This is a genomic window from Polaromonas sp. P1_F4 (assembly GCF_056405675.1).
The window spans coordinates 80,505-102,759 of sequence record NZ_JBFUBP010000007.1; the positions used below are offsets into that span (position 1 = coordinate 80,505).

23 protein-coding genes and 1 pseudogene are annotated in these 22,255 nt (G+C 62.8%); 20 read left to right on the top strand and 4 right to left on the bottom strand.

From position 1 onward, the window contains the following. Window positions 1-43: 43 nt before the first annotated feature. Entirely contained in the window at window positions 44-1,495 is a 1,452-nt protein-coding gene (locus AC1DYQ_RS15215) for an aldehyde dehydrogenase family protein (protein ID WP_477647163.1), read from the bottom strand. A gap of 110 nt (window positions 1,496-1,605) precedes the next feature. On the opposite strand from AC1DYQ_RS15215, the gene AC1DYQ_RS15220 reads away from it, so the two are divergent. Beyond that, window positions 1,606-2,565: a LysR family transcriptional regulator gene (locus AC1DYQ_RS15220; protein WP_477647164.1), complete on the top strand. Its 960-nt coding sequence runs from the start codon at window positions 1,606-1,608 to the stop codon at window positions 2,563-2,565. A 103-nt stretch (window positions 2,566-2,668) separates the two neighbouring features. On the opposite strand, the gene AC1DYQ_RS15225 is transcribed toward AC1DYQ_RS15220, so the two are convergent. After that, entirely contained in the window at window positions 2,669-3,454 is a 786-nt protein-coding gene (locus tag AC1DYQ_RS15225; protein ID WP_477666913.1) for an SDR family NAD(P)-dependent oxidoreductase, read from the bottom strand. A 170-nt stretch (window positions 3,455-3,624) separates the two neighbouring features. Here AC1DYQ_RS15225 and AC1DYQ_RS15230 point away from each other — a divergent pair, with 170 nt between their 5' ends. Next, entirely contained in the window at window positions 3,625-4,536 is a 912-nt protein-coding gene (locus AC1DYQ_RS15230; RefSeq protein WP_477687593.1) for an SMP-30/gluconolactonase/LRE family protein, read from the top strand. Window positions 4,537-4,584: 48 nt separating this feature from the next. Further along, complete coding sequence (locus AC1DYQ_RS15235; protein ID WP_477687461.1) at window positions 4,585-5,511, top strand: aldose 1-epimerase; 927 nt, start codon at window positions 4,585-4,587, stop codon at window positions 5,509-5,511. Between the two features lie 14 nt (window positions 5,512-5,525). On the opposite strand, the gene AC1DYQ_RS15240 is transcribed toward AC1DYQ_RS15235, so the two are convergent. Further along, window positions 5,526-6,254, bottom strand: coding sequence for an IclR family transcriptional regulator (locus tag AC1DYQ_RS15240; RefSeq protein ID WP_477687462.1), 729 nt, complete (start codon window positions 6,252-6,254; stop codon window positions 5,526-5,528). Window positions 6,255-6,364: 110 nt separating this feature from the next. Between AC1DYQ_RS15240 and AC1DYQ_RS15245 the strand changes: the two genes are divergently transcribed. Continuing rightward, complete coding sequence (locus tag AC1DYQ_RS15245) at window positions 6,365-7,306, top strand: hydroxymethylglutaryl-CoA lyase (RefSeq protein ID WP_477687463.1); 942 nt, start codon at window positions 6,365-6,367, stop codon at window positions 7,304-7,306. Then, window positions 7,299-8,510, top strand: a complete 1,212-nt coding sequence (locus tag AC1DYQ_RS15250; RefSeq protein ID WP_477687464.1) for a CaiB/BaiF CoA transferase family protein — start codon at window positions 7,299-7,301, stop codon at window positions 8,508-8,510. Before AC1DYQ_RS15245 ends, AC1DYQ_RS15250 begins: the two co-directional genes overlap by 8 nt. Window positions 8,511-8,548: 38 nt before the next feature. Here AC1DYQ_RS15250 and AC1DYQ_RS15255 read toward each other — a convergent pair whose 3' ends face one another. After that, window positions 8,549-9,481, bottom strand: a complete 933-nt coding sequence (locus AC1DYQ_RS15255) for a LysR family transcriptional regulator (protein ID WP_477687465.1) — start codon at window positions 9,479-9,481, stop codon at window positions 8,549-8,551. Window positions 9,482-9,582: 101 nt separating this feature from the next. Here AC1DYQ_RS15255 and AC1DYQ_RS15260 point away from each other — a divergent pair. From AC1DYQ_RS15260 to AC1DYQ_RS15330, 15 genes and pseudogenes are all read left to right on the top strand, one after another. Next, window positions 9,583-10,524: pseudogene (locus AC1DYQ_RS15260) on the top strand (ketopantoate reductase family protein); the annotation flags it as partial. A gap of 18 nt (window positions 10,525-10,542) precedes the next feature. After that, entirely contained in the window at window positions 10,543-10,953 is a 411-nt protein-coding gene (locus tag AC1DYQ_RS15265) for a VOC family protein (protein WP_477687594.1), read from the top strand. 10 nt (window positions 10,954-10,963) lie between these two features. Further along, window positions 10,964-11,446 carry a MaoC family dehydratase gene (locus AC1DYQ_RS15270; RefSeq protein WP_477666919.1) on the top strand — a complete coding sequence of 161 codons (483 nt, stop codon included), beginning with the start codon at window positions 10,964-10,966 and terminating at the stop codon, window positions 11,444-11,446. A gap of 58 nt (window positions 11,447-11,504) precedes the next feature. After that, a complete protein-coding gene (locus tag AC1DYQ_RS15275; protein ID WP_477687466.1) occupies window positions 11,505-12,728 on the top strand; it encodes a CaiB/BaiF CoA transferase family protein in 1,224 nt (407 codons plus the stop codon). After that, entirely contained in the window at window positions 12,725-13,546 is an 822-nt protein-coding gene (gene aroE, locus AC1DYQ_RS15280; protein ID WP_477687467.1) for a shikimate dehydrogenase, read from the top strand. Before AC1DYQ_RS15275 ends, aroE begins: the two co-directional genes overlap by 4 nt. A gap of 32 nt (window positions 13,547-13,578) precedes the next feature. After that, window positions 13,579-14,277 (top strand): TetR family transcriptional regulator, encoded by a 699-nt coding sequence (locus AC1DYQ_RS15285; RefSeq protein WP_477687468.1) that lies wholly within the window; start codon window positions 13,579-13,581, stop codon window positions 14,275-14,277. Window positions 14,278-14,429: 152 nt separating this feature from the next. Further along, window positions 14,430-14,960, top strand: a complete 531-nt coding sequence (locus AC1DYQ_RS15290; RefSeq protein ID WP_477687469.1) for a TRAP transporter small permease — start codon at window positions 14,430-14,432, stop codon at window positions 14,958-14,960. Then, complete coding sequence (locus AC1DYQ_RS15295) at window positions 14,957-16,240, top strand: TRAP transporter large permease subunit (protein ID WP_457282361.1); 1,284 nt, start codon at window positions 14,957-14,959, stop codon at window positions 16,238-16,240. The genes AC1DYQ_RS15290 and AC1DYQ_RS15295 overlap by 4 nt, the downstream gene beginning before the upstream one ends. A gap of 99 nt (window positions 16,241-16,339) precedes the next feature. Then, window positions 16,340-17,347 (top strand): TRAP transporter substrate-binding protein, encoded by a 1,008-nt coding sequence (locus tag AC1DYQ_RS15300; RefSeq protein WP_457282362.1) that lies wholly within the window; start codon window positions 16,340-16,342, stop codon window positions 17,345-17,347. Window positions 17,348-17,429: 82 nt separating this feature from the next. Then, the gene (locus AC1DYQ_RS15305; protein ID WP_477687470.1) at window positions 17,430-18,482 is read left to right on the top strand and encodes a Gfo/Idh/MocA family protein; all 1,053 of its coding nucleotides are present in this window, start codon (window positions 17,430-17,432) and stop codon (window positions 18,480-18,482) included. Between the two features lie 69 nt (window positions 18,483-18,551). Next, window positions 18,552-19,001: a type II 3-dehydroquinate dehydratase gene (gene aroQ / locus AC1DYQ_RS15310; protein ID WP_477687471.1), complete on the top strand. Its 450-nt coding sequence runs from the start codon at window positions 18,552-18,554 to the stop codon at window positions 18,999-19,001. Window positions 19,002-19,022: 21 nt separating this feature from the next. Next, complete coding sequence (locus AC1DYQ_RS15315; protein ID WP_477687472.1) at window positions 19,023-19,811, top strand: SDR family oxidoreductase; 789 nt, start codon at window positions 19,023-19,025, stop codon at window positions 19,809-19,811. Between the two features lie 97 nt (window positions 19,812-19,908). Next, window positions 19,909-20,742, top strand: a complete 834-nt coding sequence (locus AC1DYQ_RS15320; protein WP_477687473.1) for a shikimate dehydrogenase family protein — start codon at window positions 19,909-19,911, stop codon at window positions 20,740-20,742. Window positions 20,743-20,843: 101 nt separating this feature from the next. Beyond that, on the top strand, window positions 20,844-21,776 hold the full coding sequence (locus AC1DYQ_RS15325; RefSeq protein WP_477687474.1) for a LysR family transcriptional regulator: 933 nt from the start codon (window positions 20,844-20,846) through the stop codon (window positions 21,774-21,776). Window positions 21,777-21,794: 18 nt separating this feature from the next. Continuing rightward, window positions 21,795-22,244 (top strand): DUF2214 family protein, encoded by a 450-nt coding sequence (locus AC1DYQ_RS15330; protein ID WP_457282368.1) that lies wholly within the window; start codon window positions 21,795-21,797, stop codon window positions 22,242-22,244. The last annotated feature ends 11 nt before the right edge of the window (window positions 22,245-22,255 follow it).

Sequence of the window (22,255 nt, forward strand, 5' to 3'; positions counted from 1 at the left end):
TGGTTGAAATGGAACTGACAGCTCTCTGGTGATCTTCAGTGGCTCAGGCTAGCACGTAACCGGTCTTGACGGTGGTGTAAAACTCGGCAGCGTAGCGGCCTTGTTCGCGTGAGCCGTAACTCGACCCCTTGCGCCCGCCGAACGGAACGTGGAAGTCGACACCCGCAGTAGGCAGGTTCACCATGGTCATGCCAACTTCTGCATGACGCTTGAAATGCATGGCGTGCTTGAGGGAAGTTGTGCAGATGCCTGCACAGAGGCCGAAGGGCGTGTCGTTGGCCAGGGCCAGCGCGTGTTCAAAATCATCGGCCTGCAACACACATGCTATGGGCCCAAAAATCTCTTCGCGTGCGATGCGGTGTTCCGGCCGGGCGAGGAAGAGCGCCGGATTCATGTAATGCCCTGGTGTCGGGCGTTCCAGCAATTCGCCGCCCCAGACGTGCTCGGCACCTTCGTTGCGCCCTATGTCCAGATACGACTGGTTCTGTTCGAGCTGGCTGCGGTCAACCACCGGGCCCATTTCGATGCCCCGTTCCAGCGCGTGGCCCACCTTGAGCCCGGCAATGCGGTGGCGCAGGCGCGCAACGAATGCATCGTGTACGGGCGCTTCCACGATGAGCCGGCTTGACGCAGTGCAGCGCTGGCCGGTCGAAAAGTACGAACCTTGCACAGCGCATTCGACGGCCTGGTCAAGATCGGCATCAGCCAGTATCACCAGGGGATTTTTGCCACCCATTTCAAGCTGCACTTTCGCGCGGCGTGCGGAAGCCGACTGAAGGATGCGTTCGCCGGTTGTCACCGAGCCCGTGAAGCTCAGCGCATTGACCAGGGGATGGTCGACCAGCGTTTGCCCGACTTCCCGGCCGCTTCCCATGACAAGGTTGAAGACGCCCGCAGGCAGCCCGCAGCGGCTGATGATTTCGGCCAGAGCCCAACCGCAGGTGGGCACCAGCTCGGCCGGTTTGAAAATAACCGTGTTCCCATACGCCAGTGCCGGCGCGATTTTCCAGGCCGGAATCGCCAACGGGAAATTCCATGGCGCGATGATTCCCACCACGCCGACAGGTTCACGCGTCACGTCGACCTGAATGCCGGGCCGGACCGACGCCATGGTCTCCCCCTGAACACGCAATGCTTCGCCTGCGAAAAACTTGAATATCTGGCCGGCCCGCGCCGCTTCGCCCACGCCTTCAGGCAAGGTTTTTCCTTCTTCCCGTGCCAGCAGCATGCCAAGCTCATCCTTGCGAGCCAGGATCTCGCTGCCGATCTGGTCAAGCACATCAGCCCGGCGTTGCGGGGTGCTGTGACTCCAGTGCGGCAATGCCTCGGCCGCGGCCCGGATCGCGAGTTCGGTCTGGTTGCGGTCGGCACGTGCGTACTCGCTGACCACCTCCCGGGTATCCGAGGGGTTGGTGCTGGTGCCCGTGGTGGTGCCGGTTTCCCAGCGCCCGTTGATGTAGTGCCGGGCGTTTTGTTGCAGTTCGCCGAATTTCATGAGAGTGAGAGCTTCATCTTTATAGCGCTGCAGTCTAGAATCAATTTTGATATCAATCCAATCGTTTTTTTGACAAAATAGATATCGTTCTACGCATTCTGGAAAACCCGATGAGCACTTACAACCACTGGTTCATACGCGCGCGGCTCAAAACACGGCAATTGCTGTTGCTGGTTGCACTGGCCGAAGAAGGCAATATTCATCGCGCAGCGCAGGTTCTCAGCATGACCCAACCGGCGGCGTCCAAGTTGCTCAAGGATCTGGAAGATGTTCTGGAGGTACAGCTTTTTGAGCGCTTGCCCCGCGGCATGCGGCCAACCTGGTATGGCGAAACCATGATCCGGCACGCGCGCATGGCACTGGCCAGCCTGAACCAGGCGCACGACGAACTCACCGCACTAAAAACCGGGCACTTCGGCCAGGTCGGCATCGGCGCCATCACGTCGCCGGGGCTGGCCTTGTTGCCGTCTGCGGTGGCCGTGGTCAAACAGGAGCACCCGAGCCTGCGCATTTCGCTGGACATCGAAACCAGCCCGGTGCTGCTCGAGCGGCTGGAGCAGGGCAAGCTCGACATCCTGGTGGCACGCCTCTTTGCCGAACATGACAAGACCAATTTGCGCTATGAGCCCCTGGTCGAGGAGCCGGTGTGCGCCATGGCGAGGCCGGGGCATCCTCTGCTGGGCGTGTCAGGCCTCACCTTGCGCGACGTGGTGGCGGCCGCCTGGATTGTGCCGCCCGCAGGCAGTGTCCTGCGGCACCGGTTCGAGCTGATGTTCCGCGAGGATGGGCTTGCACCACCTATCAACGTGGTGGAGTCTTCAGCCCTGCTTTTCATCACGCGCATGCTGCAGCAAAGCGACATGGTGGCCGTGGTCGCGGCCGATGTGGCGCGGTATTACGCCGCGCACGGTATCGTCTCGGTGCTGCCGCTGGATATGCCCTGCCACATGGACGCCTTCGGCATCATTACCCGCACCGACCGGCTGCCATCGCCAGCCGCCAAGGTCATGATGAAAGCGCTGAAGACGGCAAGCCTGACCCTCTACGGCCGCAGGTTAGAAGCGGACTAAAAATCTTCGCCACCAAGGCCAGGGACACCGCGGAACCGGCTCCGCCGGGCCGCCAGTGTCGCCCCCTGAGGGGGAGGCGCCGAAGGCGCCCCGGGGGGGATTGTTAAACCCAGCCGGCATCCACCGTGAACTCCTGCGCGGTGCACATGGCGGCGTCATCGGATGCCAGGAACAGCACCATGCGCGCGATGTCGTGGGGCAGCAGTTTGTCGGGCAGGCACTGGTTGCGCTGGAGTTCCTTCTCGCCTTCGGCATCCAGCCAGAGCTTGATCTGCCGCTCGGTCATGACCCAGCCCGGCGACACGGTGTTGATGCGGATGCGGTCCCGGCCCAGCGTTTTCGCGAGGCCGCGCGTCAGGCCGTTCACCGAGGATTTGGCGATGGCATAACAGGGGTAGCCTGCGCCCTTGCCTTGCCAGCCGGTGGAGCCCAGGTTAATGATGGAGCCGGCGCCGAGGCGTTGCATACCGGGCACCACCGACTGGATTGCAAAGAAGGCGGGCCGTTCGTTGATCGCGATGCGGTCGTCGTAGTAGGCGGGCGTTACAGACTCCAGGCTGTGGCGGTCATCGCTGGCAACATTGTTGACCAGCACCGAGAAGTCGCCCAGCGCGCTTGCTGCGTCGGTGATTGCCGACTGCAGCGCGGCCACGTCCCGGACATCGCAGGCGCGCCACCATGGGCGGGCGTGCCCCGCATCCGCCAGCTCCTGCGCAAGCGCTTCACTGGCCTCCTTCGCGACATCAATGAAGGCAACGCGCGCGCCCTGCTGCGCAAAGGCTGTCACGATGGCGGCGCCTATGCCGCTGCCTCCGCCGGTGACAAATACCGACCGCTTGTTCAGACTGGGAAAGACGGAGAGGGTCTCGCTTGCGGGAGCGGCACGCATGGGGGCAGAGCTGGAAATGTTTGACATTGCAAGTTGTGTATCAATTAATATAAAAAGAATAAGTTTCCAACATCACTATGCATTGATATCATCCACCGCGTCAAGAGGCCACCGCACAGCCCCGCAATACGGAGACATTAGTGACATTGATTCCAGACACGCCCGCAGGCATGCATCAGCAGCGGCTGGCCATGCCGGTCCCTGGCAAGGTGCATTGCGTCCATCCGGCGGGGGCCCTGCTGGGTGAGGGTACCTTGTGGTCGCCGCGGGAGCAATCCCTGTATTGGGTGGACATTCTTGGCTGCCGCCTGCACCGCCTTCACCCCGCCACCGGCGCGCGCAGCAGCTGGGCCTTTGACGAGGAAATTTCCGCGCTGGCCGAGCGGGCGCATGCGCCCGGTCTGATCGTGACCCTGCGGCGCGGCTTCGCGCTGTTTGACCCCGCTTCAGACGGCGAACCACACTACCTGCACCAACCCGAGGCTGCGTTGCCGGGCAATCGCTTCAACGATGGCAAGTGCGACAGGCAAGGCCGCTTTTGGGCGGGGACGATGGACTTTGACTGCGTGGCCCCCACCGGCGCGCTGTATCGCTATGACCCTGATGGCCGCTGCACGCGCCATGAAGAAGATTTTGCGGTGACCAACGGCCCCACTTGGTCCGCCGACGGACGCACCCTGTATTTCAACGATACCGTCAACGGCCGCATCCATGCGTATGACTTCGACAGCGCGGCGGGAACCTTGTCAGGCAAGCGGCTCTGGCTGGCCTTTGCGGCCGGCGACGGCGTACCCGACGGCATGACCACCGACGCCGCCGGCCGCCTGTGGATTGCCCATTGGGGCGGTGCCTGCATCAGCTGCCATGACCCGGTCACTGCACAGGAGCTGTGCCGCGTGCCGCTGCCGACAAGCCATGTGACCAACTGCGCCTTTGGCGGGCCGGACATGCGCACGCTTTTTATCAGCACGGCACGCACCGGACTCACGCCCGAACAGCTTGCCGCAGAGCCGCTGGCCGGTGGCATCTTCGCGGTGTCGATTGACAGCCCGGGTCTGCCTGCCGGTTTGTTCGGCGGCTGATATCACGAACAAAACACCATCTACCTGCCCTCACGTGAAAGATCTTCAATGACCGATTCCGCACATCCTGTAGTCTGGCTGCGCCATTCCGGCCAGCGCCTGGGGCTGGTGCCCTCGCTCGGCGGCAGCGTCGCCGCCTGGCAACTCGACCGCGCGCAAGGGCCGCTGGACCTCTGGCGGCCCTGGGACGGTAAAACGGACGATCTCTACCAGACCGCTTCATTTGCCATGGTGCCGTGGTCCAACCGTATCAGCGGCGGAGGCTTCACGCATGAGGGGCAATTCCACGCCATGCGTCCGAATCGCGCGGGCGAACCCTATCCCATTCATGGCGACGGCTGGCTGCAGCCGTGGCAGGTTTCGCAGCCGGCTGCCGACACCCTGGTGATGACGCTGGTGTCGCACGGCTTCGACGGCAACCCGTACGACTACGAAGCCGTGCAGACCTTCCGGCTGGTCGAAGGCGGGCTGGACCAGCAGGTGCAGGTGCGCCACCTGGGCGTCAAGCCGCTGCCATATGGTCTGGGTGTGCATCCCTGGTTTCCCCGCACAGCGCAAACGCGGATCAGTGCGCAGGTAGCGGGCGTCTGGCTCTGCGGTGATGACCCGCTGCCGGTTGCGCACACGACCGACTTTCCGGCGAGCTGGGACCTGAACAAGGGTGCGCCGGCCAACGGCCCGCTCATCGACAACGGCTACACCGGCTGGGGCGGCAAGGCCTGCGTTGCCTGGCCCGAGCAGGGCCTGCAGGTCACGGCCCGCATGCCGGACTTTGCGCGCGACGGCGGTGCCGAGGAGCACTTCTGCCTGGTTTACCGCCCACCGCAAGGGCCCGCGTTTTGTTTTGAGCCCATCACACAGCCTATCGATGCCTTTCATTTGCCAGGGCAGCCCGGCTTGCGTGTGCTGGGCCCAGGGGAACAGTTTTCGCTCAACATCCAGTGGCGCATCGAGCCCACTTCGGCGCAAGGCTGAACCGGGGAAAGCCTTTAAACCAGGCCTGTCAGGCGGCGGGCTGCTTCCAGCACGGGCTTGACATGGCGTTCGCTGTAACGATTGCCGGGCATGGTCAGCGTCAGCGCGCCTGCCAGTGCACCGTCGGCCCCAAACACCGGGGCCGAAATGCCGGCCACCTCGGCCAGTCGGTCGCCCACAGCCGTGTAGTAACCCTGTTCGCGGATTTTGGCGTATAGCTGACGGTCTTTTTGGTCTCGAGCCCTTAACCGCCCTGCGCCGAACGCTATCAAAATGCGAGCACCCGTGCCGCGGTCGGCGGGTAGCAGGTCGCCGGCCTTGATGTGGTCGCGGATCGGATGCGGCGAGTCCACGCGGTACAGGCACAGGCGGGCCTCGCCCTGGCGCACATGGTAGGCCGCGCTCTCGCCGGTGGCCGCAACCAGCTCACGCAGCACCGGCAGCACCACACGGTCCAGCGAAAACGAGGCGGCGTAAACACCATGCAGGCGCGCCACTTCGGCGCCCAGCGCGTAGCGGCCGTCGCCGAGTTTCTGTACCAGTCGCGCGTGCTCCAGCGAAGCCAGCAGCCGCAGCACCGTGCTCTTGTAAAGCTGCGTCCGCTCCGCCAACTCGCCCAGGCCCAGTGAGGCGTCGCCCGCCCTGAAAGCCGACAGCAGCGACAGGGCACGGTCCACTGCCGCGGCGCCGCCTGGCGCGGCATGGGTGTCTGCAACGGATTCTGTCTGGGCTTTGCGCGGCATGGCTCGATCTCCTGGGCTTTCGTGTCGATTGCCTGCTTGACAGTGCTTGCAACCTGCTTCATCATTTCATTAGAAAGAATATAGTTCTATCTTACAGAATACCAAAGACGATGCAAATCCCCCAGCCCAGCCAGGTGCTGATCAGTGAAGTCGGCCCGCGCGACGGCCTTCAAAGTGTTGCGCGCACCATGGCAACCGCCGACAAGTTGCACTGGATCACAGCCCTGCACGCGGCCGGCCTTCGCGAGATTGAAGTGGGTTCGTTTGTTCCCGCAAAACTGCTGCCGCAAATGGCCGATGTGGCGGAGGTGGTGCGGCATGCGCTCACCTTGCCCGGCCTCACGGTCATGGCCCTGGTGCCCAACCGCCGCGGCGCTGAAGCAGCGCTGCAGGCCGGCGTACACAAGCTGACCATGCCGGTGTCGGCCAGCGCGGCGCATTCGCTGGCCAATGTGCGCAAGACGCGCGAAGAGATGGTCGAAGAAGTGCGGGCCATTGCCGGCCTGCGCCGCGAATTGGCACCGCATGTCAAACTTGAAGCCGCCATTTCAACCGCTTTCGGCTGCACGCTGCAGGGCGAAGTACCGGAGGACGATGTGATCTGGCTGGCCGCGCAATGCATCACTGCCGGTGCTGATGAATCAGGTTTATCGGACACCGTGGGTTATGCCAACCCCGCGCAGGTGCGCCGCCTCTTCAGGCGCCTGCGCGCCGAGCTTGGCGCCAGGTCAGGCGCCGCGCACATGCACAACACACGCGGACTGGGCCTGGCCAACTGCCTGGCTGCGTATGAAGAAGGCGTGCGGACCTTCGACGCTTCGCTGGGTGGCCTGGGCGGCTGCCCCTATGCGCCGGGCGCGTCAGGCAATGTGGTCACTGAAGACCTGGTCTTCATGTTTGAGGCCATGGGCGTTTCCACTGGGGTGGATCTCGTCAAGCTGATGGCTGCGCGCGAACCACTCAAAGCCGGATTGCCGGGCGAACCGCTTTATGGCATGACGCCAGAGGCGGGCCTCCCCAAAGATTTTGTACAAGGAAGTTTGCATGCCTGAAGCCCGCGTATCTGGCGAACAAAGCCTGCCCTATGCAGGCCTGCGTGTCGTCGAATTCACCCATATGGTCATGGGGCCGACCTGCGGCATGCTGCTGGCCGACCTGGGGGCCGAGGTCATCAAGGTCGAGCCGATCACGGGGGACAACACGCGCAAGCTGCTCGGTTCCGGTGCGGGATTTTTCCCCCTGTTCAACCGCAACAAAAAAAGCATCGCCGTCGACCTGCAGACACCCGAGGGACGTGAGCTGGTGCTCAAGCTGGTTGCCACCGCCGACATCGTCAGCGAGAACTTCAAGCCCGGCACCATGAAAAAGCTCGGCCTGGATTACGCCAGCCTTTCGCAGCTCAACGAGCGGCTGATCTATGTCAGCCACAAAGGTTTTCTGCCGGGCCCCTACGACCACCGCACCGCACTCGACGAAGTGGTGCAGATGATGGGCGGCCTGGCGTACATGACGGGCCGCGCCGGTGACCCGCTGCGCGCCGGCAGCAGTGTCAACGACATCATGGGCGGCATGTTCGGCGCCATCGGTGCCATGGCCGCACTGGCCGCGCGCGAAAAAACCGGCAAGGGCCAGGAGGTGCAGGCCGCACTGTTTGAAAACAATGTTTTCCTGGTCGCCCAGCACATGATGCAGTTCGCTGTGACGGGCCAGCCCGCCGCGCCCATGCCGAGCCGCATTTCGGCTTGGGCGATTTACGACGTGTTCACGGTCAGGGATGGCGAGCAGATTTTCCTGGCCGTGGTCAGCGACACGCAGTGGGCCATTTTCTGCGAGGCTTTTGGGCTGCAAGACCTGCGGGCCGACCCGCGGCTGCTGACCAACAACGAGCGCGTACTTGCGCGCGAGTGGCTGATGCCCCTGCTGCGCTCACATCTGGCTGGGCACAGCGCGGCCGAATTGGGTGCCGTGTTCGAAAAACATGCATTGCCGTTTGCGCCCATCACCCGGCCGCAGGATTTGTTTGACGATCCGCACCTCAAGGCCACGGGCGGGCTGGCGCCCATCACCTTGACTGACGGCGCCCGCGCTGGACAAGAAAGCGCCACCGTATTGCTGCCGCTGACCCTGGGCGGCAAGCGCCCCGGGGTGCGCCTGAACCCACCCAGGCTGGGCGAGCACACGCGCGAACTGCTGCGGGAGCTCGGTTATGACGAGGACGCCATCCAGGCTCTTCAGGCCAACCGGGTGACGCACTGAGCTGAATTGCTATAAAAAATATAGCTGCTTGCGCCCGGCTATAAAGGGCTGGAGGCACTTTTCATAAACAACTCGGCACACACGCTGCGCAACCAGCGGGAGGCTGGGTCGTGGTGGTAGCGGGCATGCCAGTGTTGCTTCACGGTAAATCCGGGAATCGCCAGCGGGCAGGGCAGCACCTGGAGGCCAGCGGCGCGGGCCAGGGTTTCGCCGATGTGGCGCGGCAACGTGGCGATCAGGTCGGTGGTGGACAAAATGGCCGAGAGGCCCAGAAAGCCCGGGAGCTCCAGCAACACCCGGCGCGAGATGTTTTGTGACGCCAGGGCGCTGTCCAGCAGCTGGTAGCCGGTGCCGGAACTGATGCCGATATGCGCCTCGGCCTGGTAAACAGCCAGGCTCCAGTCGGCGCCCAATTCGCTGCCCACCCGCGGATGCCGGGTATTGGCCAGGCAAATCCAGTCCTGGCCGTACAGCGTCTGCTGGTAGAAGCCCGTGTCGAGCCAGGGCAAAAAGCCGACAGCCAGATCGGCCTCGCCTGCTTGCAGGGCATGCGCCAGGCCGGTATCGATACGCGCGGCTTCCAGCGCCACACCCGGCGCCACCGCCCGCACATGGGACAGCAGCCGGGGCAACAGCGTGACGTGGCTGGCGTCGGTCATGCAGATGCGAAAGCGCCGCAGCGCCGTAGACGGGTCAAAGGCAGCCTCTGACTGGGCCAGTCGCTGCAACCCGCCCAGCACTTCGCGCACCGTGGCAATCAGCATATCGGTGCGCGGCGTGGGCAGCATGCCGCCTGCCGTGCGCACAAACAGCGGGTCGCCAAGCTGCTTGCGCAGGCGCGCCAGCCAGATGCTGACGGTGGGCTGGCTTTGCCCCAGGGCCTCGGCCGACCGGGTGACGCTGCGGGTGGTGTAGAGCTGGTCCAGCAGCCGCAGCAGCTTGATGTCCAGCAGATCAAGGTCTCTTTCCATACCTCTATTGTTATACGCAATGATTGATATTGCCTTCATTGCATGGACGACATGGTCGGACCCACCCAGAATTCGCTCCTGAATCACGAAGGAGTTCTGCAGTGAAGATTTGTGTTCTGGGCGCCGGCGCGCTGGGCTGTGCCCTAGGCGGCGTGCTGACGGAGGCTGGCCACGAGGTCTGGCTCATCAACCGCAATGCTGCCCAGGTCGAGGCCCTGAGCAGCCGCGGGCTGATCCTGCGCGACGGCGGTGTAGACCGTTGCGTGCAGGTGCATGCCGCGACCTCCGCCACGGGCGTGGCCATGGACACCGGTGCGGTGGACCTGGTGATCGTGCTGGTCAAGTCCTTCGATACCCGCCCGGCCATGGAGGCAGCCCTGTCGCTGCTGGGGCCGGACACTGTCGTTCTGTCACTGCAAAACGGGCTGGGACACGAAGACATCCTGGGCAGCATCGTGGGCCGCGAGCGTGTGCTTGCCGGCAAAACCTATACGGGCGGCACGCAGCTTGGCGCCGGGCATGTGCTGATTGGAACGCGCGGCAAGGACACCCACCTGGGCGAACTGGACGGCCGCATCACGGAGCGCGTGCAGCGCATTGCCGCCGCCTTCAACGCCGCCGGGCTCGACACCACCGTCAGCCGCAACATCATCGGCACCATCTGGGACAAGCTGCTGGTCAATGTGGCCACCGGCGCCGTCAGCGCCGCCACGCGTCTAACCTATGGCGAGATGTACCAGGTGCCCGAGCTTGAAGCCTGCGGCATTGCGGCCGTGGCCGAAGCGATGACAGTGGCGAAAGCCAGCGGCATCACGCTTGCCACCACCGACCCGCGCCGGCCCTGGGTCAAGGCGGGTGAAGGCCTGCCCTACGCGTTCAAAACCTCGATGCTGCAAAGCCTGGAGAAGGGCTCAATCACCGAGATCGACTTTGTGAACGGCGCGGTGGTGCGCCAGGGCGCGAAATGCGGCGTACCCACACCCGTCAACCAGGCCCTGGTGGCCTGCATCAAGGGCATTGAGCGCGCACTGCCTCGTCAACGCGATTCAAAAGAGCACACCATGGCCCCTCACAAACAAAAATCCTATGTAGAACACGTTGCGGTACGCGTCAAAGACATCCAGTGGCACATCAACTTCTTCCTGGAGGTGCTGGGCATGGATGTGCGCGAGATCGACGGACCCGCCGATGCACCGCACCAGTACTGGACGATCGGGGGCCTGCAGCTCATGAGTACGCCCGGCTTTGCGGCGCCGCCGTCCAATGACGCCGGCTGGCTGGCGCATCTGGGCATCATGGTGGAAGACCTGGAGGCCGCACTGGCCGGGGCACAGACATGGGGCGTGAAGCAACTGCCCCAGGGCCGCAACTGGCTGCAACTGCCCGATGGCCTGGCCGTCGAGCTGATCCAGGCCAGTGCCGGCAGCGTGTCTGCTGTATTGGCAGTCAATCCCAGAGCCACCACTGCCTGAAAGGCGTCTCATGCCCAACCCCAACATCCAGTTCGCCACGCCGGAAAAATACTGGGACGACGCACAGGTCGGCGACGAGTGCACCAGCCCGTCCTACACCTTCACCGCCGCGCGCATCGATGCCTACGCCGAACTCACGGGCGACTTCACGCCGGTGCATGTGGATGAGGCCTACGCCAATGCCTCGCACTTCGGCTGCCGTGTTGCGCACGGCCTGATGGGGCTGTCGGTTGCCGACGGCCTGAAAACCCAGAGCGAATACCGCTTCCTGCCCGGCATGTCGCTGGGCTGGACCTGGGACTTCCTGCTGCCGATCAAGATCAATGACACGCTGCACGTGAAATTTCGTGTGGCCAGCATGCGGCCCTCCAAAAGCAAGCCGGGCTGGGGCATCGTGGTGCTGCCAGCCGAGCTGATCAACCAGGCCGGGCAGGTGGTGCAAAAGGGCGAGCACCGCCTGATGGTGCCGCGCCGGCCATCATCTGAAAAATGATTTGCTATCAAAAACATAGCTTCTTGCGCCCGATATACAAAGATGAATTCAGGTTTTTATGAATAAAACTACCCAAGCGCTGCCGCTGGCGGGCATCCGCGTCGTCGATTACAGCCATTTCCTGGCCGGGCCTTATTTGTCGCGCTGCCTGGCAGCGATGGGTGCAGACGTCATCAAGGTCGAGCGGCCCAGGGACGGGGATGCGGGACGCGCCCACGCTTACTTCATCAAGGGACAAAGCGGCTACTTTTTGCAGCAGAACATGGGCAAGAAGGGCTTGTGCATCAACCTCAAGGACCCGCGCGGCCTGGAAATGATGCACAAGCTCACCGACACAGCTGACGTGTTCGTCGAGAACTACCGCCCCGGCGCATTGAAAAAACTCGGCCTGGGCTACGAAGAGCTGTCCCGGCGCAACCCTGGCCTGGTGTACTGCTCGATCTCCGCCTACGGCCATACCGGCCCGGACGCGCACCGTGCCGGCTTCGGCCTGATTGCCGAGGCCAAAAGCGGCATCATGGCCATGGTCGGCGAGCCCGGCAGCGCACCGCCGCTGCTGCGCGTTTCATTGGGCGACATGTACACCGGCATCCATGGCGTGGCGGCGGTATGTGCCGCACTGCTGGGCCGCATCAAGTCGGGCAGGGGCCAGCATATTGACTTGTCCCTGTACGACTGCCTGGTGTCCATGCACGACTATGCGGTGCAGTGTTACACCCTCTCGGGCGGCAAGGAAATTCCGCAGCAAACCGGGCACGACATGCCGCAAAGCACGTTGTACGGCGTATTTGCCGCCAGCAACGGTTACCTCGTGATTGCCGCGCAGGTCGACGACGCCTGGAAGCGTTTTGCCTTGCTGATAGGCGGCGAAGCGCTGGCGCTTGACGCGCGCTTTCACAGCGCCGCAGGGCGCAACGAAAACCGTACCGAAATACTGGCCCTGGCGAAAGCCTGGGTAGCGGGCCGTACTGTGGCCGAGTGCCTGGCTGCGCTGGATGCGATTGACGTGCCCTGCGCCAAGGTGCAGAACATCGAGGAAGTGCTGAACGATCCGCAAATTCAGGCGCGCAACATGGTGATTGAGCAGGACCACCCAGTGCTGGGCAAGATCCGCCTGCCCAACCTGCCTTTCAGGTTTTCGGAGTGCGACACCTCACCTGCCTGCGTTGCACCCGGCATGGGCCAACACAACCGCGAGATCGCCGCGAGCGTTGGTTATAGCGCCGCCGACATTGACGCGATGGAGCGCGACGGCGTGCTGTATGCAGAGGCGCAGCCATGACCGACCGCTATGCCGTCATCGGCAACCCGATAGGGTTCAGCAAATCGCCGCTGATCCACGGCATGTTCGCGCAGGCTTGCGGGCAGGACATGGAATACACGGCCATCGAAGGGCCGCCAGGCGGGTTCACCGGCGCCGTTGATGCCTTCCGCGCCCTGGGCGGCAAAGGCATGAACATTACCGCGCCATTCAAGCTCGACGCCTTTGCCTATGCCACCGAACGCTCGGAACGGGCGCAGCTCGCGGGGGCGGCCAATGCCATGAAGTTTGAAGGCACACGCGTGGTTGCCGAAAACTTCGACGGCGTTGGCCTGGTGCGCGACGTCACGCACAACCTGGGCTGCCAGCTGCAAGGCAAACGCGTGCTGCTGCTGGGCGCCGGCGGAGCGGCCCGGGGCGCGTTGCTGCCGTTTCTGGCGCAGGCCCCGGCCGAACTGGTGATTGCCAACCGCACGGTTGCCAGGGCACTTGAACTGCAGGCCATGGGCGCGGCCCAGGCAAACGTCCGCGGCTGCGGCTATCAGGATCTGGCGGGGCAGACCTTTGACATGGTGTTCAATGCCACCTCGGCAAGCCTGCGCGCCGAACTGCCCCCGGTGCCGGCAAGCGTGTTCGCCCCCGGCTGCCTGGCCTACGAACTGGCGTACGGAAAAGGGCTCACGCCGTTTTTGCGCCTGGCGCAAAACGCGGGAACCCGGCGGCTGGCCGATGGCGTGGGCATGCTGGTAGAGCAAGCGGCCGAAGCCTTTGCATGGTGGCGCGGCGTACGGCCCGATACACGCGCTGCGATTGAACGCATCACCATTGCGCTGGTATGACATGACCTCAGCCTGCCCCCTATACTGCGCGAATGGACGAAACAGTACATTCGCAAGCAGCTTCGGCCAAGGTGCGTACGCGCAAAAGCAGGGCCCCGGTTGTGCAAACGGCCACGCGCACCAACGATCCGGCGCGCACGATGGCCGGCATCCTCGAAGTGGCCACAGCGGAATTCGCCGAGAAGGGCCTGAGCGGCGCACGCATCGACGAGATCGCGGCGGCCACCCGGACCAGCAAGCGCATGATCTATTACTACTTCGGCAGCAAGGAGGGGCTGTACCTCGCCGTACTGGAGGAGTCGTACCGGCGCATGCGCAGCATCGAGGCGGAACTGCACCTGGAAGACCTGCTGCCGGAAGATGCGCTGCGCCGCCTGGTGGGCTTTACCTTCGACCATCACCACAGCAACCCGGGCTATATCCGGCTGGTGATGTCCGAGAACATGGAGCGCGGCACCTACCTGGCGCAAAGCAAAATCATCCAGCAGCTCAATGTGCCGGCCATCGATGCCATCCGCAAGCTTTACGAGCGCGGCGTGGCGGCGGGCATATTCCGTACGGGCCTGGACCCGATCGACATCCATGCGTCGATTTCTGCGCTGACATTCTTCAATGTCTCCAACCAGCACACCTTCGGGCTAATCTTCAAGAGCGACACACAGTCGGGACGCGCCATGACGGCGCGGCGCGACAGCATCATCGAAATGATCGTGCGCTTCGTGCGCAAGTAACTTCCGGATCGCGCCGGCCGGGGGGCCGGCATGTCGGGTTTCTACCGATTCGATTAAAACTAACTAGTTCGTACATTATGGGTTAAGGCAATCCTCAACAGGCTTGGCGCCGGACGGCCGCGCGCGCGGCCACGCATAAAAAAGGAGACAACATGGACAAATGGATAAACCGGTTTTGCCGGGTGCTGGATGGCGTGATTGCGCTGTTCCTGGCGCTGATGGTGGTGCTGGTGTTCGGCAACGTGGTGTTGCGCTATGGCTTCAACTCGGGCATCAATCTGTCAGAGGAGCTGTCTCGCTGGCTGTTCGTCTGGCTGACCTTTCTCGGTGCCGTGGTGGCGATCAACGAGCGCGGGCATCTGGGCACCGACATGCTGGTGGGGCGCCTGGGCCCCAGGGGCAAGAAGATATGCCTGGGCATCGGTTACCTGCTGATGATTTTTGCCTGCTGGCTGATGTTCCGCGGTGCGTGGGAGCAGGTCAAGATCAACTGGACCACCACCAGTGCCGTGATGGAAGTGTCCATGAGCTGGTTCTACGGCTCGGGCATGGTGTTCGCCGTGCTCGGCGGCCTGTTGCTGCTGCGCGACCTGGTCAGGCTGCTCAGCGGCAAGACCGGAGACGGCGAGCTGATGATGATCAGGGAATCCGAAGACCAGCCACATGAAGGGGGTCCGGCATGACCATCGCTATATTCCTCGGATCGCTGCTTGCCGCCATGGCGCTGGGCATCCCGATCGCGTTTTCATTGCTGCTGTGCGGCGCGGCGCTGATGTGGCACCTCGACATGTTTGACGCGCAGATCCTGGCACAGAACGTCGTGAACGGCGCCGACAGCTTTCCGCTGCTGGCCGTGCCCTTTTTCATGCTCGCCGGCGAGGTCATGAACGCAGGTGGCCTGTCGCGCCGCATCGTCAACCTCGCCATGGCCCTGGTCGGCCACATCAAGGGCGGCCTGGGCTATGTCACGATTGTGGCGGCAGTCATCATGGCGGCGCTGTCGGGCTCTGCAGTGGCCGATGCGGCTGCGCTGGCGTCGCTTTTACTGCCCATGATGGTGGCCGCCGGCCATGACAAGGCGCGCTCCGCAGGGCTGATCGCGTCGGCGGGCATCATCGCGCCGGTCATCCCGCCTTCTATTGCCTTTGTCATCTTCGGTGTGGCAGCCAATGTGTCAATTTCCAAATTGTTCCTGGCCGGCATCTTTCCCGGTCTCTTGCTGGGGTTGTCGCTCTGGCTCACCTGGTGGTGGCTGGTGCGCAAGGAAGTGGTGAAAGCCCCGCCGCGCAAGAGCCGTGCAGAAGTCCTGGTGGCGTTGAAGGAGTCGACCTGGGCGCTGGTGCTGCCGCTGATTGTGGTGTTCGGCCTGAAGTTCGGCATCTTCACGCCGACCGAGGCCGCTGTGGTTGCCGCGGTGTACGCAACGCTGGTTTCCGTACTCGTCTACAAGGAACTCACGCTGAGGAAGCTCTACCCGCTGTTCGTAGGCGCCGCCAAGACCAGCGCGATCGTGATGTTCCTGGTGGCTGCGGCCATGGTGTCGGCCTGGCTGATCACGGTGGCGCAGATTCCAGGCCAGGTGGTTGCCCTGCTGCAGCCGCTTCTGGACAGCCCGAAGTTGCTGATGCTGGCAATCATGGTGCTGGTGATGGTGGTGGGAACCGCGCTGGACATGACACCCACCATCTTGCTGCTGACGCCGGTGCTCATGCCGGTCGTCAAGGCCGCCGGCATTGACCCTGTGTACTTTGGCGTGCTGTTCATCATCAACAACGCCATCGGGCTGATCACCCCGCCGGTGGGCACGGTGCTGAACACGGTGGCCGGGGTGGGCAAGGTGAGCATGGACGAAGTCACCAAGGGCGTGTTGCCCTTCATGTGGGCCCAGTTCGCCATCATGTTCCTGATGGTGGCTTTCCCGCAAATCGTCATCATTCCGGCGCGCTGGTTCTACGGCGGCTGACAATTTTCCGCGCTGCCGGGCGTGCTGGGTACGCCACGGCCGGCAGCCACGTCAAAGCGTACCGTGACACCTCATCCCCTCAAAAAACCGGAGACAACCATGAAACGCCTGTTTATCAAATCCGTCCTCGCCACCGTCGCCCTGGCGGCCTTCGGCATGGCCTCAGCCCAGGACATCAAGGAACGCACCGTCAAGTTCGCCACGCAGAACCCGGATGGCCATCCGATTGTGCTGGGCATGAAAAAATTCGCTGAAACCGTGGCAGCGAAATCGGGCGGCAAGATCAAGGTCAACCTCTTCCCCGGCGGTGTGCTGGGCGGTGACGCGCCGAACATCTCCGCGCTGCAAGGCGGCACGCTTGAAATGGTGGTGATGAATTCCGGCATCCTGGCCAGCCAGGCCAAGGAATTTGCCGTTTTCGATTTTCCGTTCATGTTTGCAAGCTCGCAGGAAGCCGATGCCGTGGTGGACGGGCCCTTCGGGAAAATGATGCTCACCAAGCTCGATGCCAAAAACATCCATGGGCTGGCCTACTGGGAACTCGGCTTTCGCAACATCACCAACAGCAAGCGCCTCATCACCAAGGTGGACGACATTGCCGGCCTGAAACTGCGCGTGATTCCCAATGCCATCAACATCGACTGGGTGACCGCCCTGGGCGCCAACCCGACGCCCATGGCTTTTCCCGAGGTTTATGCCGCGATGGAACAAAAAGCCATTGACGGCCATGAAAACCCGTTCACGGTCATCAACGCGAACAAGTTCTACGAAGTGCAAAAGTACCTGGCGGTGACCAACCACCAGTACAACCCGCAAACCGTCATCGTCAGCAAAAAGCTGTGGGACACCCTGAGCAATGATGAGAAAAAAATATTCTCGGATGCGGCCGCCGAAGCTGCTGCGTACCAGCGCAAGGCCTCGCGTGAACAGTCCGGCACCGCGCTCGAAAACCTGAAGAAGAACGGCATGCAGGTCAGCGAATTCAGCCCCGCAGAAATGGCCAAATTCCGCGAGAAGATGAAGCCCGTGATCGAGAAGCACTCGGCCATCGTGGGTGCCGATGTGGTCGGCGCACTGCAGGCAGAGCTCGCCAAACTGCGCAAATAAGATTTCACGCCCCGGCCGGCCCAGCGCACCGGAGCGCCGGGCCGGCCTGTTCTTTCATTCCGGTTCCGGGTATCTTTCCTTCATGAGCAAAATCCGCATCGCTGTCGCAGGGGCCGGCTACATCGGTCTCGCCCACATGGATGTGGCTCAAGAGAGCCCAACCTGCATCCTTTCGGCCATTGTCGATCCTGCGCCGGCGGCAAAGGCTATCGCCGCCAGGGCGGGCGTTCCGCTGTACCCATCGCTGGATGAGCTGCTCAGCAAGGACCGCCCCGACGGCGTGATCCTTGCAACGCCGAACCAGCTGCACGTGCCGCAGGCCCTGCAGTGCATCAAGGCCGGTGTGCCCATCCTGCTGGAAAAGCCCATCGCGCCCACGCTTGCCGAAGGTGAACAACTGGTCAAGGCGGTCGCTGAAACGGGCGCCAAGGTACTGATCGGCCACCATCGCGCGCACAGCCCCATCATGGCCAAAGCGAAAGAAATCGTTGATTCGGGAAAACTCGGCAAGCTGGTCGCCGTGATGGGCAGCGCCGCATTCTTCAAGCCCGACCGCTACTATGAAGACGCGCCATGGCGCCGCGAGATCGGCGGTGGCCCCATCCTCCTGAACATGATTCACGAGGTGCATAACCTGCGTATGTTGTGCGGCGACATTGTGGCCGTGCAGGCTTTCTCCTCGAACGCCACGCGCGGCTTTCCGGTGGAAGACACGGTGGCCATCAACCTGCGCTTTGCCAGCGGCGCGCTGGGCAGCTTCATGCTGTCGGATACCGCCGCCTGCGCGCGCAGCTGGGAGCAAACCTCCCAGGAAAACAAGGCCTACCCAAGCTATGGCGACGAAGACTGTTACGTCATTTCCGGCACCAACGGAAGCCTGTCGGTTCCGACCATGCGCCTGAAAACCTACCCCAGGCCGGAAGACCGTTCCTGGTGGAAGCCATTTGACGAGAGCGTGGCCGACATGGTGCGCGACGATCCGCTCAAGCACCAGCTGGAGCACTTCGGCGCCGTCATTCGTGGTGAAGCACCGCCGCTGGTCAGCGCCCGCGACGGCCTGCTGAACCTGCGCATCACCGAGGCCATTGCCCAGGCCGCCCAGACCGGCCAGGTGATCGAGTTGCCCGTTGTTTAAGCAGCTCGACCCTCCCACCTACAAATCAAACCACGACAAACAACGTCAACAACCAGGAAAGAAATCACCATGAAAGTGCTCATGCTTCACGGCATCAACCACAACATGTTCGGCAAACGCGACCCGGCGCAGTACGGCACCATCACGCTGGATGAAATCAATATCAGCCTGCAGGCTTTGGGTCGGGAGCTCGGCGCCGAGGTGGAACATTTCCAGACCAACAGCGAATGTGACATGTGCGAACGGATCCACCAGGCATTTACCGACAAGGTCGATGCCGTGCTGATCAACGCCGGTGCCTGGACGCATTACAGCTACGGCATCCGCGACGCGCTGGCCATCCTCACCGTGCCGGTTGTCGAGCTCCACATGTCGAACATCCACGCCCGCGAGCCTTTCCGCCATGTGTCGGTGTTCGCCGAAATCGTCAAGGGGCAGATCTGCGGCTTTGGCGCAGACAGCTACCTTCTGGCATTGCGCGCGGCTGTTTCGGCGATCAACGCTGCAAGGGTTTCGTAAATCATCAGAAAGAGAGCGGCCATGTCGCAGGAGTTCGCTGGAAAAGTCATCGTTATAAGTGGTGCCAGCCGCGGCATTGGCCATGGCATCGCCGCTGCGTTTGCCGCACGCGGTGCGCAAACCGTTTTGGCAGCATCCTCCATTGAGAACCTGAAGACTGCCGCGGACGCGATTGCCAGTGCCGGAGCAATCCGCCCTCAGATATGTGCTGCGGATCTTCGAGGCGCAGAAGGTTGCAAAGCGGTGTTCACCCTGGTGGCCGAAAAATTTGGGCGCTGTGACGTGTTGGTCAATTCCGCGGGTGCCACGCGCGCCGGTGCGTTTCTGGACCTTCCGGAGGACGCATGGCATGACGGCTTTGCATTGAAGTTCTTCGGCTGCGTGAACCTGTGCCGCCTGTTCTGGCCGATGTTGAAAACTGCGGGCGGGCACGTTGTCAACATCATTGGCGGCGCTGCCCGTACGCCCGACCCGGGCTTCCTGATCGGTGGGTCGGTCAACGCTGCGATGCACAACTTCACCAAGGGCCTGTCCGGGCTTGGAAAGCGGGACGGCGTCAATGTCAACGCCATTCTTCCGGGCTTGACTGAAACAGGCCGTGTAGCGCAACTGTTTCAGCAGCGTGCAGCCGCAAGTGGAAAGCCCGTCGAAGAAGAACGACAGGCACAAATCGCGCGCGAAGGACTCAGCCGGCTGGGTACGCCCGAGGATGTCGCCGCACTTGCGATATTCCTGTGTTCGGAGAGTGCCCGCCACATTCAAGGTACGGCCATCGCTGTGGACGGCGGTGGCACCCCTGGCCTGTATTGATCGCCAAAGGCATCTTTGTTGCCGGTGAATGACCGTCAGCACTGATCCTTCGGCGTTATTTTCAACAGCGGTTTAACTGCAAATTTCTGGAAGTTCCATGATCAACGGCCATACCGAACTCATCGCCCACATCGGCTACCCGACACATTCGTTCAAGGCGCCGATGATCTACAACCCCTACTTTGAACAGGCAGGGGTGAACGCGGTGGTCGTGCCCATGGGTTGCAAAGCCGAAGACTACCCGGCCTTTCTGCGGTCGGTGTCTTGCCTGGAGAATTTCCGCGGCGCGCTGATCACCATGCCGCACAAGGTCACGACAGTCGATTTGCTGGACGAAGCCACAACCACGGTACGCATCGCCGGCGCCTGCAATGCCGTCAAGCGTGACGCGAACGGCAAGCTCGTGGGTGACATGTTCGATGGGGAAGGTTTTGTGCGCGGCGTGCAGCGCAAGGGCTTTGATCCGCGCGGCAAACGTGCCCTGGTCGTCGGCAGCGGCGGCGTGGGCTCGGCCATTGCCGCTTCACTGGCCAAGGCTGGCGCGCGCGCGCTGGGATTGTGCGACGTCAATGCAGACTCAGCGCAGGCCCTGGCAGGGCGGCTGCGTCAGCACTACGCGGCACTGGAACTCTCCACCGGGTCCAGTGACCCGGCAGGCTACGACCTCGTCGTCAATGCCACGCCCATGGGCATGAACGAAGGCGATCCGCTGCCCATGGATGTCTCGCGCATCGCCGCCTCCAGCTTCGTGGGCGAAGTGGTCATGAAGTCGGAAATGACCGCGTTTCTGGCGGCGGCCAAGGCGCGTGGCTGTACGGTGCAAGTGGGGTCCGACATGCTGTTCGAGCAGATCCCGGCCTACCTCGAGTTTTTTGGCCTGCCGACCACCACACCGGACGTCTTGCGGTCGGTGGCCCGGCTGAGTTATTAAAAAAGTGCAGGAAGGCGCGTGCACCGTGCGCCTTGGAGCGGGAAGTGTTGGAATCAATGCTAAAAACGTCTGATTTCAGACGTTCATGGACATAATCCAGCATGGACAAACTCAAGCAGCTTGAATCCTTCGTGTCGGTTGCGACGCGCGGCAGCCTGACCGCTGCCGCGAACGCCGAAGGCGTGGCGCCGGCCATCATGGGGCGCAGGCTTGATGCGCTGGAAGGCCGCCTGGGCGTCAAGCTGTTGGTGCGCACCACCCGGCGCATCACATTGACACATGAAGGCAGCGCCTTTCTTGAAGACTGCCAACGCCTGCTGATTGATTTTGCCAACGCCGAAGCCAGCGTGTCGGCCGGCGGCGTCAAGGCCAGCGGGCACTTGCGCATCACAGCGCCTGCCGGCTTTGGCCGCCGCCATGTGGCGCCACTGGTCACACGCTTTCGCGAAGTACATGCCGATGTCACGATCTCGCTGAACCTGAGCGATCGGGTGGTCGACCTGGCCGGCGAGGGTTTTGATTGCGCAGTGCGCGTCGGCGACATGCCGGACTCTTCGCTGGTGAGTGTGCGCATGGCCGACAACCGCCGCCTGTGCGTCGCCACGCCGGCCTACCTGGCTCGCCACGGCACGCCCCAGCACCCCAGCGAGCTGGCGAAATTTGACTGCCTGACGCTGTCCAGCGACGCCTCGCAAACGCGGGGCTGGGCGTTTCGGGTCGAAGGGGAAGTAATCCACCTCAAGCCGGGCGGGCCGCTCGACTGCTCGGACGGCCAGGTCCTGCATGACTGGTGCCTCGGAGGCTATGGCATTGCCTGGCGCAGCACCTGGGAGGTCGAGGCGGAAATTGCCGCCGGCCAGCTAGTGGCGGTGCTGGAGGATTTTGCCGCGCCGCCCAACGGTATTTACGCCGTATTTCCGCAACGCAAGCACTTGCCGCTGCGGGTTCGCCTTTGGCTGGATTTTCTGAAGCACCATTACAGCCAACCGGAGTTCTGGTGCTCGTCGCCAGCCACCACCACCACAAAACCCTGACTGGAAAGGATCCCGACGATGGTTCTCGAATCTCTTTTGGCCTATGCCCACCTGCTGGCGATTCTCACCATGGTGGTTTTTCTGGCGAGTGAGGCGGCACTGTGCCGCACCGAGTGGCTGAACGCCGCCGTGATCGAGAGACTCGGCAAGATCGACATGGTCTACGGCATCTCGGCCGGCGCGGTGTTCCTGACCGGCCTGGCGCGCGTGTTTCTGGGCAGCAAGGGCGCAGCCTGGTACGCCCACAACCCCTTGCTGTACGTCAAGCTCGTCATGTTCCTGGCGATCGGGCTGATTTCCATCAAGCCCACCATGATGTTTTTGCGCTGGCGCCGCGAGCTGCGCGCCAGCGGCGCCCTGCCCGATGCACTGGAAGTCAAACAAGCGCGGCGGCTGGTGATGGTGCAGGCGCACATACTGCCCTTCATTCCGCTGGCCGCCGTCTTTCTGGCCCGCGGCTTTGGTTAGGCGCACGCCAG

What these genes read in the sequence shown, in the direction of transcription:
- AC1DYQ_RS15320 (WP_477687473.1), top strand. Translation starts at nt 19,909, where the DNA reads ATGATCAACGGCCATACCGAACTCATCGCCCACATCGGCTACCCGACA.
- AC1DYQ_RS15275 (WP_477687466.1), top strand. Translation starts at nt 11,505, where the DNA reads ATGAATAAAACTACCCAAGCGCTGCCGCTGGCGGGCATCCGCGTCGTC.
- AC1DYQ_RS15230 (WP_477687593.1), top strand. Translation starts at nt 3,625, where the DNA reads ATGCATCAGCAGCGGCTGGCCATGCCGGTCCCTGGCAAGGTGCATTGC.
- AC1DYQ_RS15265 (WP_477687594.1), top strand. Translation starts at nt 10,543, where the DNA reads ATGGCCCCTCACAAACAAAAATCCTATGTAGAACACGTTGCGGTACGC.
- AC1DYQ_RS15325 (WP_477687474.1), top strand. Translation starts at nt 20,844, where the DNA reads ATGGACAAACTCAAGCAGCTTGAATCCTTCGTGTCGGTTGCGACGCGC.
- AC1DYQ_RS15290 (WP_477687469.1), top strand. Translation starts at nt 14,430, where the DNA reads ATGGACAAATGGATAAACCGGTTTTGCCGGGTGCTGGATGGCGTGATT.
- aroE (WP_477687467.1), top strand. Translation starts at nt 12,725, where the DNA reads ATGACCGACCGCTATGCCGTCATCGGCAACCCGATAGGGTTCAGCAAA.
- AC1DYQ_RS15300 (WP_457282362.1), top strand. Translation starts at nt 16,340, where the DNA reads ATGAAACGCCTGTTTATCAAATCCGTCCTCGCCACCGTCGCCCTGGCG.
- AC1DYQ_RS15295 (WP_457282361.1), top strand. Translation starts at nt 14,957, where the DNA reads ATGACCATCGCTATATTCCTCGGATCGCTGCTTGCCGCCATGGCGCTG.
- AC1DYQ_RS15215 (WP_477647163.1), bottom strand. Translation starts at nt 1,495, where the DNA reads ATGAAATTCGGCGAACTGCAACAAAACGCCCGGCACTACATCAACGGG.
- AC1DYQ_RS15235 (WP_477687461.1), top strand. Translation starts at nt 4,585, where the DNA reads ATGACCGATTCCGCACATCCTGTAGTCTGGCTGCGCCATTCCGGCCAG.
- aroQ (WP_477687471.1), top strand. Translation starts at nt 18,552, where the DNA reads ATGAAAGTGCTCATGCTTCACGGCATCAACCACAACATGTTCGGCAAA.
- AC1DYQ_RS15255 (WP_477687465.1), bottom strand. Translation starts at nt 9,481, where the DNA reads ATGGAAAGAGACCTTGATCTGCTGGACATCAAGCTGCTGCGGCTGCTG.
- AC1DYQ_RS15225 (WP_477666913.1), bottom strand. Translation starts at nt 3,454, where the DNA reads ATGCGTGCCGCTCCCGCAAGCGAGACCCTCTCCGTCTTTCCCAGTCTG.
- AC1DYQ_RS15270 (WP_477666919.1), top strand. Translation starts at nt 10,964, where the DNA reads ATGCCCAACCCCAACATCCAGTTCGCCACGCCGGAAAAATACTGGGAC.
- AC1DYQ_RS15220 (WP_477647164.1), top strand. Translation starts at nt 1,606, where the DNA reads ATGAGCACTTACAACCACTGGTTCATACGCGCGCGGCTCAAAACACGG.
- AC1DYQ_RS15305 (WP_477687470.1), top strand. Translation starts at nt 17,430, where the DNA reads ATGAGCAAAATCCGCATCGCTGTCGCAGGGGCCGGCTACATCGGTCTC.
- AC1DYQ_RS15315 (WP_477687472.1), top strand. Translation starts at nt 19,023, where the DNA reads ATGTCGCAGGAGTTCGCTGGAAAAGTCATCGTTATAAGTGGTGCCAGC.
- AC1DYQ_RS15250 (WP_477687464.1), top strand. Translation starts at nt 7,299, where the DNA reads ATGCCTGAAGCCCGCGTATCTGGCGAACAAAGCCTGCCCTATGCAGGC.
- AC1DYQ_RS15285 (WP_477687468.1), top strand. Translation starts at nt 13,579, where the DNA reads ATGGACGAAACAGTACATTCGCAAGCAGCTTCGGCCAAGGTGCGTACG.
- AC1DYQ_RS15245 (WP_477687463.1), top strand. Translation starts at nt 6,365, where the DNA reads ATGCAAATCCCCCAGCCCAGCCAGGTGCTGATCAGTGAAGTCGGCCCG.
- AC1DYQ_RS15240 (WP_477687462.1), bottom strand. Translation starts at nt 6,254, where the DNA reads ATGCCGCGCAAAGCCCAGACAGAATCCGTTGCAGACACCCATGCCGCG.
- AC1DYQ_RS15330 (WP_457282368.1), top strand. Translation starts at nt 21,795, where the DNA reads ATGGTTCTCGAATCTCTTTTGGCCTATGCCCACCTGCTGGCGATTCTC.